Source organism: Delftia sp. DS1230 (assembly GCF_040112715.1).
Taxonomy (GTDB): Bacteria; Pseudomonadota; Gammaproteobacteria; order Burkholderiales; family Burkholderiaceae_C; genus Comamonas; species Comamonas tsuruhatensis.
Genome location: NZ_CP157763.1, coordinates 2,871,861 through 2,884,697, shown reverse-complemented (window position 1 = coordinate 2,884,697; position 12,837 = coordinate 2,871,861). Strand labels below are relative to the sequence as shown.

Below are 12,837 nucleotides of genomic sequence, written 5' to 3'. Positions count from 1 at the left end.
AAAAAGGACAAGCGCCATGACGGAGACAAGCAAGGTCAAGGGACCGGCCTCGTATTTCCCTTCCATCGAGAAGACCTACGGCCAGCCGATTGCGCACTGGATGGACCTGCTGCAACAGCAGGACACCCGCAAGCACATGGAACTGGTGGGCTGGCTCAAGGCCCAGCACCAGATGGGGCACGGCCATGCGAATGCGCTGGTGGCCGTGTTCCTGGCACAGGCCTGACCTGCACCCGGCAACCCTCAGCCGATGGCCGTGCCCAAAGCCTGGCGCACGGCGGCACCCGCTTCGTCAAACAGGCGGCGTGATGCCGGCGCCAGCCCCAGCATGTGCATGCAGGCGTGCACCATGCCGGGCAGGCGCACGGCCTGCACCGCCACACCGGCCTGCGCCAGCCGCAGCGCATAGGCTTCGGCCTCGTCGCGCAGCGGGTCGTATTCGCAGCTGATCACCGTGGCTTGGGGCAGGCCTGCCAGGTGTTCGGCGCGCAGCGGAGAGACGAGTTCGTGCCGCCCCGATGCCGCATCGCCCAGGTACGCGCCATAGCAGTACTCCATGGCCGCACGCGTGAGGTAGTGGCCCTCTCCAAACTGGTGGAACGACGGCGAGTCCATGGCCGCGTCCAGGGCCGGGTACAGCAGCAGCTGGTGGGCGATGGCCGGTGCGCCCGCCGCTCCCCAGCCTTGCTTTTCCTGCGCCAGCAGGCAGGCGGCGGCCGCGAGGTTGCCGCCCGCGCTGTCTCCGGCCACGCCGATGCGCCTGCGGTCCAGGCCCAGCGCATCGGCCTGCTCAAAGGTCCAGGCAATGGCATCGCAGAAGTCATGCAGCGGCACGGGAAAGCGGTGCTCGGGCGCCAGCCGGTAGTCCACCGAGACCACGACGGCGCCCGTTGCCATGGCCAGTGCGCGGCAGGGGTTGTCGTAGACCTCCAGCGAACCCAGGCACCAGCCGCCGCCGTGGGCGAAGACCAGGGCGGGCTGGGGCGTGGGTGTGTCCGAGGCCAGCGGCCGGTAGATGCGCACGCGCAGCGGCGCACCGTCGCGCGCGGGCAGCGTGAAGTCTTCGGTGCGGGCCATGGCCTCGGCCGGGCCGTGCAGGGCGCGCAGCCCGGCGTCGGTGGCCTCGCGCAGCGCCGCCAGCGTGGGCGGCGTGGGCGGGGCCTGGGTTGCCTGCGCCAGCTCGGCGAGATAGCGCGCAATGTCAGCGTCCAGGCCCATGGTCACAGCGTTCTTTGCAGGAAGGGCAGCAGCTCGGCGATGAAGGGCTCGGCGGCTTCCTCCATGATGAAGTGGCCGCAGCCCGGCACGATCACGCCCGACAGGTCATCGGCATGGCCGCGCAGCGTGGCCAGCGGCGCATCGGCCGTGGCATGCTCGGCGCCAATGGCCAGCACGGGCATGGCCAGCGGGCGCAGCGCACGCTCGCGGTTCTGGCGGATGGTTTCGGGAATGGCGCGGTAGTAGGCAAAGCCGCCGCGCAGGCCACCGGGCGCCGCATAGGCATCGACATAGACGTCGACGGCCACGCGGTCGCGCCGCAACGACCAGCGGTTGAACATGAATTCCAGGTAGGCACGCTCGCGCCCCGCGATCAGGGTCTCGGGCAGGTCGGCCAGCTGGTTGAACATGAAGTGCCACAGGAAGATGTTCTGCTCTGGCGGCGCAAAGATGCTGGGCTCGGGAGCCAGGCCAGGGATCACGGCCTCGGTCAGCGACAGGGACTGCACGGCCTGCGGCTGGTCGCTGGCCAGCGCATAGGCCACCCACATGCCCACGTCGTGGCCGGCGACCTGGTAGCGCTCATGGCCCAGCGCCAGCATGGTGCGGTGCAGGGTCAGCGCGATGGAGCCCGTGTCGTAGCCGGTGTCGGGCCGGTCGGAAAAGCCCGTGCCCGGCGGATCGACGGCAACGGCCTGGAAGCCCTGCGCCGCCAGCGCCTGCATGACGTGGCGCCAGGCATACCAGGTCTGGGGCCAGCCCGGGATCAGCAGCACGGGCGCGCCCTGCCCGGCCGTGATGCAGTGGATACGGCGGCCGTCGATGCGCACGTAGTCGTGCGAGAACTCGTGGGCCTGGTCTTCCTGCTTGCGCAGGGCGTTCGATGTGAAAGCGTTCATTGTTGGATTCTTTTTGAGGTTCTTTGGCTGCGGGCGTGCTCAGGCGATGCCGAGCATGGCGTTGATCTGGCGCTGGTCCACGGGGGCGCCGGCGAAGTCGTCAAAGATCTTGTCGGTCACGCGGATGATGTGGCGGTTGATGAAGTCCACGCCCTCGCGCGCACCGTCTTCCTGGTCCTTGAGGCAGCACTCCCATTCCAGCGAGGCCCAGCCCTGGTAGTCGTACTGGGCGAACTTGGAGAAGATGGCCTTGAAGTCCACCTGCCCGTCGCCCAGCGAACGGAAGCGCCCTGCCCGCTCCAGCCACGAGGAATAGCCGCCGTAAATGCCCTGGCGCCCGCTGGGCAGGAACTCCGCATCCTTCACATGGAACATGCGGATGTGCTCGCGGTAGATGTCGATGTAGTCGAGGTAGTTGAGCTGCTGCAGCACGAAGTGGCTGGGATCGAACAGGATCTTGCAGCGCGCGTGCTGCCCCACCAGCTCATGGAAGCGCTCGAAGCTGGTGCCGTCGTGCAGGTCTTCGCTGGGGTGGATTTCGTAGCACAGGTTCACGCCCTGCTCGTCGCAGGCGTCGAGGATGGGGCGCCAGCGGCGCGCCAGCTCCTCGAAGGCGGTTTCGATCAGGCCGGCCGGGCGCTGCGGAAACGGGAACAGATAGGGCCAGGCGAACGAGCCCGAGAACGTGCCCATGTCGCTCAGCCCCATGCGGCGCGATGCACTGGCCGACAGCTTGAGCTGCTCCAGCGCCCAGGCCGTGCGTGCGGCCGGATTGCCGCGCAGCGCCTCGGGCGCAAAGCTGTCGCACATGGCGTCGTAGGCCGGGTGCACGGCCACGAGCTGGCCAAAGATGTGTGTGGTCAGCTCGCTGGCCACCAGGCCGTGCGAGGCCAGCATGCCGTTGACATCGTCGCAATAGGTCTGGCTGCTGGCGGCCGTGGCCACGTCGAACAGGCGTTGGTCCCAGGCGGGAATCTGCAGGCCCTTGAAGCCTACGCCGGCTGCCCAGCGCGCGATGTCTTCCAGGGAATTGAACGGCGCCTTGTTGTCGGCGAACTGCGCCAGATGAAGGCTTGGGCCCTTGATGGTCTGCATGTGGTTTCCTTGCGTTGAGCTATTGTTTGCTGATCGACAAAGAATAGTATCACGCCAACGCGGCTGCTTTTGCGAAGCCGATGCAAGACAGCATCACGGCGCCGCTAAGATGCCGCCCTGACTGTTGAGAAGGATGAGGAAGATGGCCGGAAGACCCAGGGAATTTGACCGAGACCAGGCGCTGGAGCGCGCCATGCTGGCGTTCTGGCGGCGCGGCTACGAGGGCACGTCCATGGCTGACCTGGTGCAGGCGCTGGGCATTGCGTCAGCGCGCATCTATGCGGCCTTCGGCAGCAAGCAGGACCTGTTCCGCGAGGCCGTGCAGCGCTACGAGGCCGGTGATGGCGGCTTTGCCGACCGCGCCATGGCCCAGGAGCCGCGCGTGCGCGACGCCCTGGCCCGCGTGCTGCGTGATGCCGTGGCCACCTACACGGACGATGCCCATCCGCTGGGCTGCATGGTGGTCACCGCCGCCACCAATTGCGCCGAGGAAAACGAGGCAGTCGCCGCCTGGCTGGCCGAACACCGCCGCCAGCGCACGCAGTCCCTGATCGACCGCCTTCAGCGCGCGCTGGATGAAGGCGAGCTGCGCGCCGGCACCGACGTGCAGGCGCTGGGGGATTTCTATGCCACGCAACTGCACGGCATCTCCGTGCAGGCCCGCGATGGCGTGCCGCGCGAACGGCTGCTGGCTGCAGTGCAAACCGCCTTGCTGCTGCTGGACACGGCGCTGGAGCCGGCGCTGCAGCCCGCTGCCAAGGCGGGCTGAGCCGTCAGGCGCCGAGCTTTTGCAGTTTTTGCAGCTCGGCGCGCAACTGGATCACGCTGGGCGTGACGATGGGGATGAAGGCCGATTCACGCCAGCGGCGGGCAAAGCCATCGTCCGCATCCAGGCTGTAGGCGCGGCCACCGGCCGTCTGCAGCTCCAGCTGCATGGCCTGCTGCACGCAGTCGTGCAGGGCCAGGCGCAGCGCGAAAAGCCGCTCGGGCGCCTCCACGAAATCGCCGGCCTCGACACCGGCCTTGAGTGCCGCCACCGCCTGCTCCAGATGGCTGCGGGTATCGTCCAGCGGCTGCTGCAGCACATGCCCGCCCTGCCCCATGCGCGAGGCGGCCTGCGCACAGGCCGCGCGCGCCAGCCCGATGGACAGGCCGCATTGCATGCCCAGGAAGGCCGGCCGCACACGCGGCAGGAATCCGCCGGCGCGCTCGGCCAGCAGATCGTCTTCGGTGATGGCCACGTCCTTGAGCTGCAAGGCGGCGGTGTTGGTGCCGCGCAGGGCAATCAACTCCAGATCCGGCGAGCGCTCCAGGCCGGGACGATCGGACGGCAGGGCCACGATCATGGGCGGCGCGCCGTCGTCACGCGCCACGGCAATGGCGGCCAGAAAGCGCGGCCCGCGCAGGTTGGTGCACCAGGGCACGCTGCCGTTGAGCAGCCAGCCGCCGCCTTCCCGGGCCGTGGCGCGGATGTTGAGTGCCTCCAGCCCGCTGAGGAATTTCATGATGTTGGACAGCCCCGAGGCACCGGCCGCCTCGCCCGCCAGCAGCGCGGGCAGCCAGCGCTCGCGCAGGGCCGCATTGCCGGTGTTCGCCAGCATCTCGATCAGCACGCGCTGGCCCCAGAAGGCAAAGGCGGCGGACATGGAGTGCGCGGCCACCTGGGCAATCGCCTCGATGGCATTGCCGGCGCGGCCGCCCTGCCCGCCCAAGGCATCAGCCAAGCCGTGGCCCAGCAGCCCGGCTTCGGCCAGATAGGGCACGACGGCGGCCGTGGCCTCGCCGTTGCCGGCATCCAGCGCCTGGGCACGTGCATCCAGCCATTGGCGGTTGGCGCCGGTCAGCAGGGGGAAATCGGGTATGTGGCTTGTCATCTTGCGGGTCACCATAAAAAAAGGGACCGCTGTGGGCACAGCGGTCCCTTGCCATCCTAGCGCAGCGCACAGGCTGCGCAGATGACGCAGCGCAGCCTCAGTGCGCCGCCACCTTGCCGGGGCGTGTTTCCTCGCGCAGGGCCTTGACCTTGTCGCTCAGGCCGGCCCAGGGCTGCAGGCCGTACTGGCTGCGCATGGTGTTGAGCAGCGTGGCGATCTGATCGTCGCTGAGGTTGTGGCGGAAGGCGGGCATGGTGCCCAGTTGCGGGCGCGCCGGTTGCGTGATGCCGTTGAGCACCACGTGGATGGCGTTGGTCGGCGAGTCGCTGTACAGGTTGGTGTTCAGCGACAGCTGGGGGCGCACGCCGAAGCTGCTGCCGGCCAGCACGCCGCTGGGATCGGCACGGTGGCAGGCCATGCAGGCGCCCTGGTACAGACGGTAGCCCTGGGCGTCGACCGGCAGCTTGGCAACCTCGGTCTTTTCCTTCACCAGGGCCTGGGCGTCCCCTGCGCCAGCGGCGTCTGCCACGGGCTTGCGGTACGACATCAGGTAGGTGGCCATGGCGTTGATGTCCTCGGCCGACTGGTGGGACAGGCCTTCGATCACGGGCGCCATGGGGCCGGCGGCCACGCCGTGGCGCTCCGAGAAGCCGGTCTGCATGTAGCGGACCAGGTCCTCGCGCGTCCAGGGCAGCGGAGCCACGGCCTTGTCGTTGAGCGCGGGCGCATCCCAGCCGTCGATGAAGGCGCCGGCCAGGTGGTCGGCACCCTTTTTCTCGGCGCCGAACTGGTTGCGCGGCGAGTGGCAGGCCGCGCAGTGGCCCAGGCCTTCGACCAGGTAGGCGCCGCGAATCCACTCGCCCGACTGGTTGGCGGGCGCGGGCTGCTCGCCCGGCTCCAGGTACAGCGCATTCCACAGGGCCAGCCCACGGCGCACGTTGAACGGGAAGTTCAGCGCGGTCTTGGGTGCCTCGTTGGAGACAGCCGGCTCGGTCATCAGGAAGGCGTACAGCGCCTTCATGTCCTCATCGGTCACGCGGGTGAATGCCGTGTACGGGAAGGCGGGGTACAGGTAGTTGCCCTCGCGGTCCACGCCATGGCGCATGGCGCGCTCGAAGGCCTCGTACGACCAGCGGCCGATGCCGGTTTCGGCATCGGGCGTGATGTTGGTCGAGTAGATGGTGCCGAAGGGGCTGGGCATGGCCAGGCCGCCTGCGTTGCGCTGGCCGCCCGGTGCCGTGTGGCAGACAGCGCAGTCGCCCATGTGCGCCAGGCGGCGCCCCTGGTCGATCTGCTGCTGGCTGAATTCCTGCACCGGGATCTGCTGCAGAGGCGCGATTTCGCTGCGGCCCGTGGCCAGCCAGAAGGCGGCGCCGGCCACGGCGGCCAGGCCGACCACGCCGAGGGTGATTTTCTTGAGTGTGTGCATGTTCCGGTCCTCCGCTCTCAGTTCTGTGCCTTGTCGGCCGGGGCTGCATCGGCAGCCTGTGCCTTGAGTGCGGCCAGCACGCGTGCCGGGGTGAACGGCACTTCGCGCAGGCGCACGCCGGTGGCGTCGAACACGGCGTTGGAGACAGCGGCGGCGCTGGGCACGGAGGCCGATTCGCCCGCGCCCATGGGGTCTTCGCCCGGGCGCTCGACCAGTTGCACGTCGATCTCGGGCAGCTCGTCAAAGCGCAGGATGGGGTAGCCGCCCCAGTCCAGCGAGGTCACGCCCTTGCTGTCGAAGGTCACGTACTCCTTGAGCACGCGGCTGGTGGACTGGATGATGTTGCCGTGCACCTGGTGGCGCACGCCGGCCGGGTTGACCATCTCACCGCAGTCATGGGCCACGAAGACCTTGTCCACCTTGATCACGCCGGTCTCGCGGTCCACGGTCACGTCGCAGATCCAGGTGGCCCAGGCCGCGCCGTAGCCAGGGAACTTGCTGTGGTAGTAGCGGGCATAGGCAAAGCCGCGGCCCTTGACCAGACGCTGGTCGGCCGGCGCGGGGTTGCGGTGGGCCGGGCCGTCCTGCCAGCCGGCCTGCTTGTGCGCAGCGTGCGTCAGCGCCACGGCGCGCGGGTCCTTCAGGTAGCGCAGGCGGTAGGCCAGCGGGTCTTCACCGGCCAGGTAGGCGCATTCGTCGATCCAGCATTCATGGGCAAAGACGTTGGGCAGGGCCGAGACGCCGCGCATCCACGAAGCGCGCACGATGGGCGCCGCATCCTGCGAGACCACGCGCATCTTGGGGTACTCGTACTGCGGGATGGCCGTACGGTCGCCCATCTGCAGCACCTTGGGCTTGTTGGGCACCTTGCCCGTCAGGATCAGGGCCAGGGCCGCCGCGTCGTTGGACGGGTAGCAGGTCTTGAGCTCATAGCCCAGCACGGCATGGTTCTCGTCCAGGCCGCCGCGCACGCGGATCAATTGGCCCGTGCCCTTGGGCTCCCAGGCGGCTTCCTGCTCGCGCATCAGCTGCACGCGCACCGGGCGGCCCACGGCCTGCGACAGCAGCACGGCGTCGGATGCCACGTCGTCCGCGCAATTGCGGCCGTAGCAGCCCGAGGCTTCCAGGCGCGTCACATTGATCTGGTCGGCCGCCATACCGGTCAGCGTGGCGATGTCCTTGCGCACGTCGTGCGGGTTCTGCGATCCGGTCCAGACCTGGATCTGGCTGGCGGACACCTCGGCCACGGCGCAGGACGGGCCGATGGAGGCATGCAGGTGGTAAGGCCAGACGTAGTCGGCCTCGATCACCTTCTTGGCGCCCGAGAAGGCCTCGTCAATGCCCGCGTCCTCGCGCAGCATGCGGTCGGTCTTCTCGTGCTTGACCAGGGTGTCGTGCATGGCGTTCAGCGACAGGTCGGGCACGCCGGCCCAGTCCTTCCACTTCACCTCCAGCTGGCGCATGGCGGCAATGGCCTGCTCTTCGCGCTCGGCCACGATGCCCACGAAATCGCCCTGCACCACTACCTTGACGATGCCCGGCAGATGCGCCACGGACTGTTCGTTCACCGAAATCAGGCTGCTGCCCAGCGGCGCCGACGCATCGGCACCGCCATAGGGCGGGCGCACCACGCGGCCGTGCAGCATGCCCGGCACGCGCACATCGTGCACATAGGCCAGCGCGCCCAGCACCTTGGCCGGAATGTCCACGCGCTGCACGGACTTGCCGATGTAGTTGAAACCGCCGGTGCGCAGCGGCACTTCCTTGTCCAGCGCAATGTTCAGGTCCTGGCCCTGGGCCAGTTCGCCGTAGCCGATGCGTCGCCCGCCCTTGGCCACCACCGCGCCCTTGGACGTGGTCAGTGCGGACACGGGCTGCTGCAGCTTCTCGGCAGCCAGGCCCAGCAGCAGCTGGCGCACCTGCGCGGCGGCCTTGCGCATGGGGATGGCATCCACCTGGATGGTGTTGCTGGCAATGGTCGGGCCCTGGTTGGGCGTGCGGCCCGTGTGGCCCAGCACCATGGTGATGCGTTCGAACTCCACATCGAGCTCATCGGCCACCAGCTGCGCCAGCGAGGTACGGATGCCCGTGCCCAGGTCCACGTGGCCGTGGTAGGCCGTGACGCTGCCGTCCGCGCCAATGGCGATGAAGCTGCTCACCCGGTCGATGGGGGGTATGGGGAAGGCGCCGGCCACGGCGGGCGCCGTACCCGTGCTTTCAGCCACCAGGCCAGCGGCTGCCACCGAGCTGACCATGACCATGCCGCCCAGCTTGAGCAGGTTGCGGCGCGTCAGTTGAAGGGGGTTGGATGCACTCATGCTGCACCTCCCTGAGCGATCAGCACGCGGGCGCGGGCGGCGGCCCGCATGATTTCCACATGCGTGCCGCAGCGGCACAGGTGGCCGGACAGGGCCTGGGTGACTTCCTCGTCGGTGGCCGCGGGCTTGTGGTCGAACAAGGCCACCAGGGCCATGACCATGCCGTTGGTGCAGTAGCCGCACTGGGCGGCCTGCTCGTCGATGAACGCCTGCTGCACGGGGTGCAGTGTGTGGACGGTCTTGCCATGCGTGTCAGCCGACGGCTTGCCGGCAGGCATTCCCGGCACGGCGGCCGGATGGGCAGCTTCCCAGTCACGCGCCACCCGGGCGTGCTCGGCCTGGGTCGCGTCCTGGGACAGGCCTTCCAGCGTCGTGACCTTCATGCCCTGGACCACGCTCACGGGAACGGAGCAGGAACGTGCCACCTTGCCGTCGATCAGCACGGCGCATGCGCCGCATTCGCCCAGGCCGCAGCCGAACTTGGGGCCATTGAGCTGCATGTCGTTGCGCAGCACATAAAGCAGCGGCGTCTCCGGGCTGACGCCCTGGATCTCGACCTCTTGTTGGTTGAGAGTGAATTTCATCGTGTGCAAACCTTGTGGTTGACAACAGGTGCAAACCATAGGTGCGCACTGAAAAATCAGGCGTCAGGCACGCCGCAGCAGGGCCCGAAAAAGAAAGCCCACCGCCGGCGGGGTGGGCTATTTCACGTGGTTTTTAGAGGCAAGTCGGATGGCTGGCTGCCTGTTGTATGCAAACGATTCTATGCCTCGCACTTGCTCGCCGCTGCCAGCGTGCCGCCATCCTGGCACCCGCACAGACTGCGGATTTCCGTGGCTTTTTATGCACAAGACCAAACTCATCCATCGGAAATATCCACGAAAGCACAGCGCAGCAGGCTGATCAGTGAGCCTGCACCAAGAGCGAAAAGGAGTGCACCACCGCAGTGCACAGGAGGGCAGAACACGCTGCAGCAATTCCGGTCCGGATCTTTCAGCCATGCACGGCCGGGCATAGAGATCGCAGCCCGTCCAGGCGTTCAACGCGTCGGCTCGAAAATCACACCAACCCAGCAAAACACTCGGCTTTTACCTGCATCAAATTCCAGTGAGAACGCTTGAAATTCACGAACGCATCATGCGCAGCGCCTGCAAAACACATGCTCGTCTGCAGGATCGGCACCACGCAAGGCTGCTGGCTGCAACCCCTAGCATCAGCGGGTGCCCGGCGTGATCTGGATCGTGCCAAGGCCCGAATCCATGGCCACACGCCGCCGGGGAGTCAGCCAATGCACCCACAGCCCCCAAAGCCACCCCAGCGCAAACACGCAGGCCAAGGCCAACATGCCCCAGCGCCCGGCAGACAGCGCGCTGTAAATCCAGTACGGCATGCCCCCCAGGCCGAAGAGGCAGGCCCATCGCCGAAGCGCGGCGGAACGGGATTGGGACAGCCAGACGGCAAGGGCTGCGGGGAGTGCGAAGGCGATCTGATCGATGCTCATGACTGCATCATACTGTACAAATAAACAGCATTGCACAGAAAAATCCAGACGCTTGCACAAGGCACGTCGACGGGACGGCCACACCCTCTGATTTGTTCGCATCTCATCTGGCAAGCAGCGTACAGACTGGACTTGAAGGATTCCGAATCCGCACCGGAGTTTGGGTAAATCGCGGCCCTTGCATCGCTCAATACCAGCACCGCCGGCCAAGAACCCGGAGTCACGGCTTATCCAGTTCCGCCCAGCCCGAAAGCGAGGGTGCACAGGATTTTGAAAACCCGCAGAACATACAGCGCCATACTGCGCAACGGCTCTTTACCCAAGGTTTACCTGGCAGTTTGAACGCATTCGGGACGGGCAATGGTGGTCATAGGGGGAAATAATCGAAAGCATGCAAACCGGTTCTTAAAAAACAGTTAATATTCGCGCTTCAATCCATGAAAGGCAAACTACCGTGAGCAACACATACAAAGAACTTCTGGCGCAGCGCGAAGCACTTGAGGCCCAGATCCAGACAGCACGCAAGCAAGAAGTCAGTGATGTGATCGCCAAGATTCGCGGTCTGGTTCAGGATTACGGCCTGACAGCCGACGACATTTTCACGGCACGCCGCGCCTCCTCCACCGTGGCCCCCAAGTTCCGCAATCCAGAGACAGGTGACACCTGGACCGGACGCGGCAAGCCGCCCGCCTGGATCAAGGACAAGGATCGCGCCCAGTTCGCCATCTGAAGCCCTGGATAAACGCCTCCATGAAAACAGCCTGCAGTCACTTGCAGGCTTTTTTCATTCTGGCCCCACCTGGAACGTGCACCTGAATTGGCGTGCCTGCACTTCTGCAGGGCGGCATTGCCCAGGCCTGGCCCCGTGCAATCGCGGCAAGCACGCGCACATGCCCTTAGACATGCACTGTGGATGGATGCCGTGGTTCAATCAGTCGGCCTGATCTGCATCTTGAAATTTCTCGCTGTAGAGACCGGCCCCCGACGTTCGGCCTTCCATGACAAAACAGATCTCCGCCCTGGACAGTGCCCCCACCGCACGCCGTCCTGACAAGCTACCGACCGCCTTTGGAACGACACCTGTCGCAGATGCACTCTTGCGGCCCCATCTGCCATTTTCAGGACAGCAGATTCTGTTCATCTCGTCATGCGACGATCAGCACGCCCATCTGCTCCCTTTGCTCAAGGAGTGGGGTTTGGTGACCACGGCATGCCGCCATCCCACCGCGATTCGCCAGGATCGGCTACAGAAGTTCCACGTTGTCGTGCTGTGCGGGCCGAAGACTTTATGGAATGCCAAGGACGAAAACCGCCTGGTGGCAGGAGCGGCACGCATCATCGAATGTGAAGCCAGCCATCCCATGCAGCCCAGAGTGATCAATGCCCGCATCATCGCGGTATCCTGGCATTCACCGCAGGGGATTTTTGATGCGCTGACGATGGCGATCCATTCAACGCATGCCAACCCCGACAGCCTCCTGCCGACTGACGAAGTCGTTCATTTCGAGAAAATTGCGCCAACCATCAGAAATGCCTTCCTGGAATCTGCGCGCTCTTCTCTGGCAACCATCAAATCCAGCCCAAACTGCGAAGATGTGCAAAGAGAGCTTCACAACCTGTCTGGCTCACTGAGATTCTTTGATCTGGTCGAGTTGTCAATACGGTGCGCCGACCTGGAAAGCCGCATGGGCCATGATGGGCTGGCATATCACAGACATTCGCTCTCGCTGCTGGAGCTCCAGCTTGAAGCAGTCATCCAGGACATACAGGCACTGAAGGTGGAATGAACATGCATCATTGAGATCTCGATGATGTCACCCACCCACATTCCAAGGCATATTTCATAAGGTCTATGTCTCGCTCTATGCCGAGCTTTTGCATGGCCTTGACTTTTTGCGTGCTGATGGTCTTCTTGCTCCTGTTGAGCTTGGCTGCAATTTCATCAATGCGCAGGCCAGCAGCGTACAACCGGACTACCTCGGACTCCTTGGGGCTCAGCTCGGCAGGCACTCTTCTCTCCCCCTGCACTCCGCCCAACCCGCCCGCACCACCTCTTTCCAGCCGCTCGGCGATGGCTGGCGAAAAATAAACTCCGCCAGTGAATGCCGCGTGGATCGCGGGAACAAGATGCAGCACCGGATCGGCCTTGCTGACAATACTGATGTTCGAGACACGACCCAGAGCCTGCAGTATTGCCGAGTTATCCAGCATGGTCAGGACCACCAGACCCAATTTTGGGAATCTTCTCGATATATATCCGAATAGATGCAGTCCATCTCCATATTGCCCGGTCGGCATGGAGTAATCGGATACAAGCACATCAAAACCTCCCTCTTCCAGCTTTTTAATCAGATCGGTTGAATTTGAAACACTCCCATTCAATGCAATTTCTGACTCACCAGACAATTCATGCCTGACACCTGATATTATCCCAGGATGATCGTCCGCCAACAATACGGATATTTTCAGGTATTTTTTATAGTCCATTGCGCGTAAATATGAA

The 12,837-nt window shown here is 65.2% G+C and carries 13 protein-coding genes; 4 read left to right on the top strand and 9 right to left on the bottom strand.

Going from position 1 to position 12,837, the window contains the following annotated elements; all coding sequences use genetic code 11:
- Positions 1-16 precede the first annotated feature (16 nt).
- The gene (locus tag AAN986_RS12930; protein ID WP_013802290.1) at positions 17-226 is read left to right on the top strand and encodes a DUF4287 domain-containing protein; all 210 of its coding nucleotides are present in this window, start codon (positions 17-19) and stop codon (positions 224-226) included.
- 17 nt (positions 227-243) lie between these two features.
- Here AAN986_RS12930 and AAN986_RS12925 read toward each other — a convergent pair whose 3' ends face one another.
- The 3 genes from AAN986_RS12925 to AAN986_RS12915 are packed head-to-tail and all read right to left on the bottom strand — an operon-like array spanning position 244 to position 3,212.
- Complete coding sequence (locus AAN986_RS12925; protein ID WP_047217044.1) at positions 244-1,218, bottom strand: alpha/beta hydrolase; 975 nt, start codon at positions 1,216-1,218, stop codon at positions 244-246.
- A 2-nt stretch (positions 1,219-1,220) separates the two neighbouring features.
- Positions 1,221-2,117, bottom strand: coding sequence for an alpha/beta hydrolase (locus tag AAN986_RS12920; RefSeq protein ID WP_047217043.1), 897 nt, complete (start codon positions 2,115-2,117; stop codon positions 1,221-1,223).
- Between the two features lie 39 nt (positions 2,118-2,156).
- Positions 2,157-3,212, bottom strand: coding sequence for a sugar phosphate isomerase/epimerase (locus tag AAN986_RS12915; RefSeq protein ID WP_043820442.1), 1,056 nt, complete (start codon positions 3,210-3,212; stop codon positions 2,157-2,159).
- A gap of 142 nt (positions 3,213-3,354) precedes the next feature.
- Here AAN986_RS12915 and AAN986_RS12910 point away from each other — a divergent pair, with 142 nt between their 5' ends.
- Complete coding sequence (locus AAN986_RS12910; protein ID WP_047217042.1) at positions 3,355-3,981, top strand: TetR/AcrR family transcriptional regulator; 627 nt, start codon at positions 3,355-3,357, stop codon at positions 3,979-3,981.
- A gap of 4 nt (positions 3,982-3,985) precedes the next feature.
- Here the strand turns inward: AAN986_RS12910 and AAN986_RS12905 are convergent, their stop codons facing one another.
- The 5 genes from AAN986_RS12905 to AAN986_RS12885 all read right to left on the bottom strand — a co-directional run bounded on the left by AAN986_RS12905 (position 3,986) and on the right by AAN986_RS12885 (position 10,334).
- Positions 3,986-5,101, bottom strand: coding sequence for an acyl-CoA dehydrogenase family protein (locus tag AAN986_RS12905; protein WP_047217041.1), 1,116 nt, complete (start codon positions 5,099-5,101; stop codon positions 3,986-3,988).
- Positions 5,102-5,183: 82 nt separating this feature from the next.
- Positions 5,184-6,515 (bottom strand): cytochrome c, encoded by a 1,332-nt coding sequence (locus tag AAN986_RS12900; RefSeq protein ID WP_013802284.1) that lies wholly within the window; start codon positions 6,513-6,515, stop codon positions 5,184-5,186.
- A gap of 17 nt (positions 6,516-6,532) precedes the next feature.
- Positions 6,533-8,833, bottom strand: coding sequence for a molybdopterin cofactor-binding domain-containing protein (locus AAN986_RS12895; RefSeq protein ID WP_047217040.1), 2,301 nt, complete (start codon positions 8,831-8,833; stop codon positions 6,533-6,535).
- Positions 8,830-9,417 carry a (2Fe-2S)-binding protein gene (locus tag AAN986_RS12890; protein ID WP_047217039.1) on the bottom strand — a complete coding sequence of 196 codons (588 nt, stop codon included), beginning with the start codon at positions 9,415-9,417 and terminating at the stop codon, positions 8,830-8,832. The genes AAN986_RS12895 and AAN986_RS12890 overlap by 4 nt, the downstream gene beginning before the upstream one ends.
- 629 nt (positions 9,418-10,046) lie before the next feature.
- Positions 10,047-10,334 (bottom strand): hypothetical protein, encoded by a 288-nt coding sequence (locus tag AAN986_RS12885; RefSeq protein WP_016447059.1) that lies wholly within the window; start codon positions 10,332-10,334, stop codon positions 10,047-10,049.
- 454 nt (positions 10,335-10,788) lie between these two features.
- Between AAN986_RS12885 and AAN986_RS12880 the strand changes: the two genes are divergently transcribed.
- Together AAN986_RS12880 and AAN986_RS12875 are read left to right on the top strand one after the other, a co-directional pair.
- Positions 10,789-11,064, top strand: coding sequence for an H-NS histone family protein (locus tag AAN986_RS12880; RefSeq protein ID WP_016447060.1), 276 nt, complete (start codon positions 10,789-10,791; stop codon positions 11,062-11,064).
- A gap of 268 nt (positions 11,065-11,332) precedes the next feature.
- On the top strand, positions 11,333-12,121 hold the full coding sequence (locus AAN986_RS12875; RefSeq protein ID WP_241150305.1) for an Hpt domain-containing protein: 789 nt from the start codon (positions 11,333-11,335) through the stop codon (positions 12,119-12,121).
- Between the two features lie 7 nt (positions 12,122-12,128).
- On the opposite strand, the gene AAN986_RS12870 is transcribed toward AAN986_RS12875, so the two are convergent.
- The gene (locus AAN986_RS12870) at positions 12,129-12,821 is read right to left on the bottom strand and encodes a response regulator (protein ID WP_016447062.1); all 693 of its coding nucleotides are present in this window, start codon (positions 12,819-12,821) and stop codon (positions 12,129-12,131) included.
- Positions 12,822-12,837 lie beyond the last annotated feature (16 nt).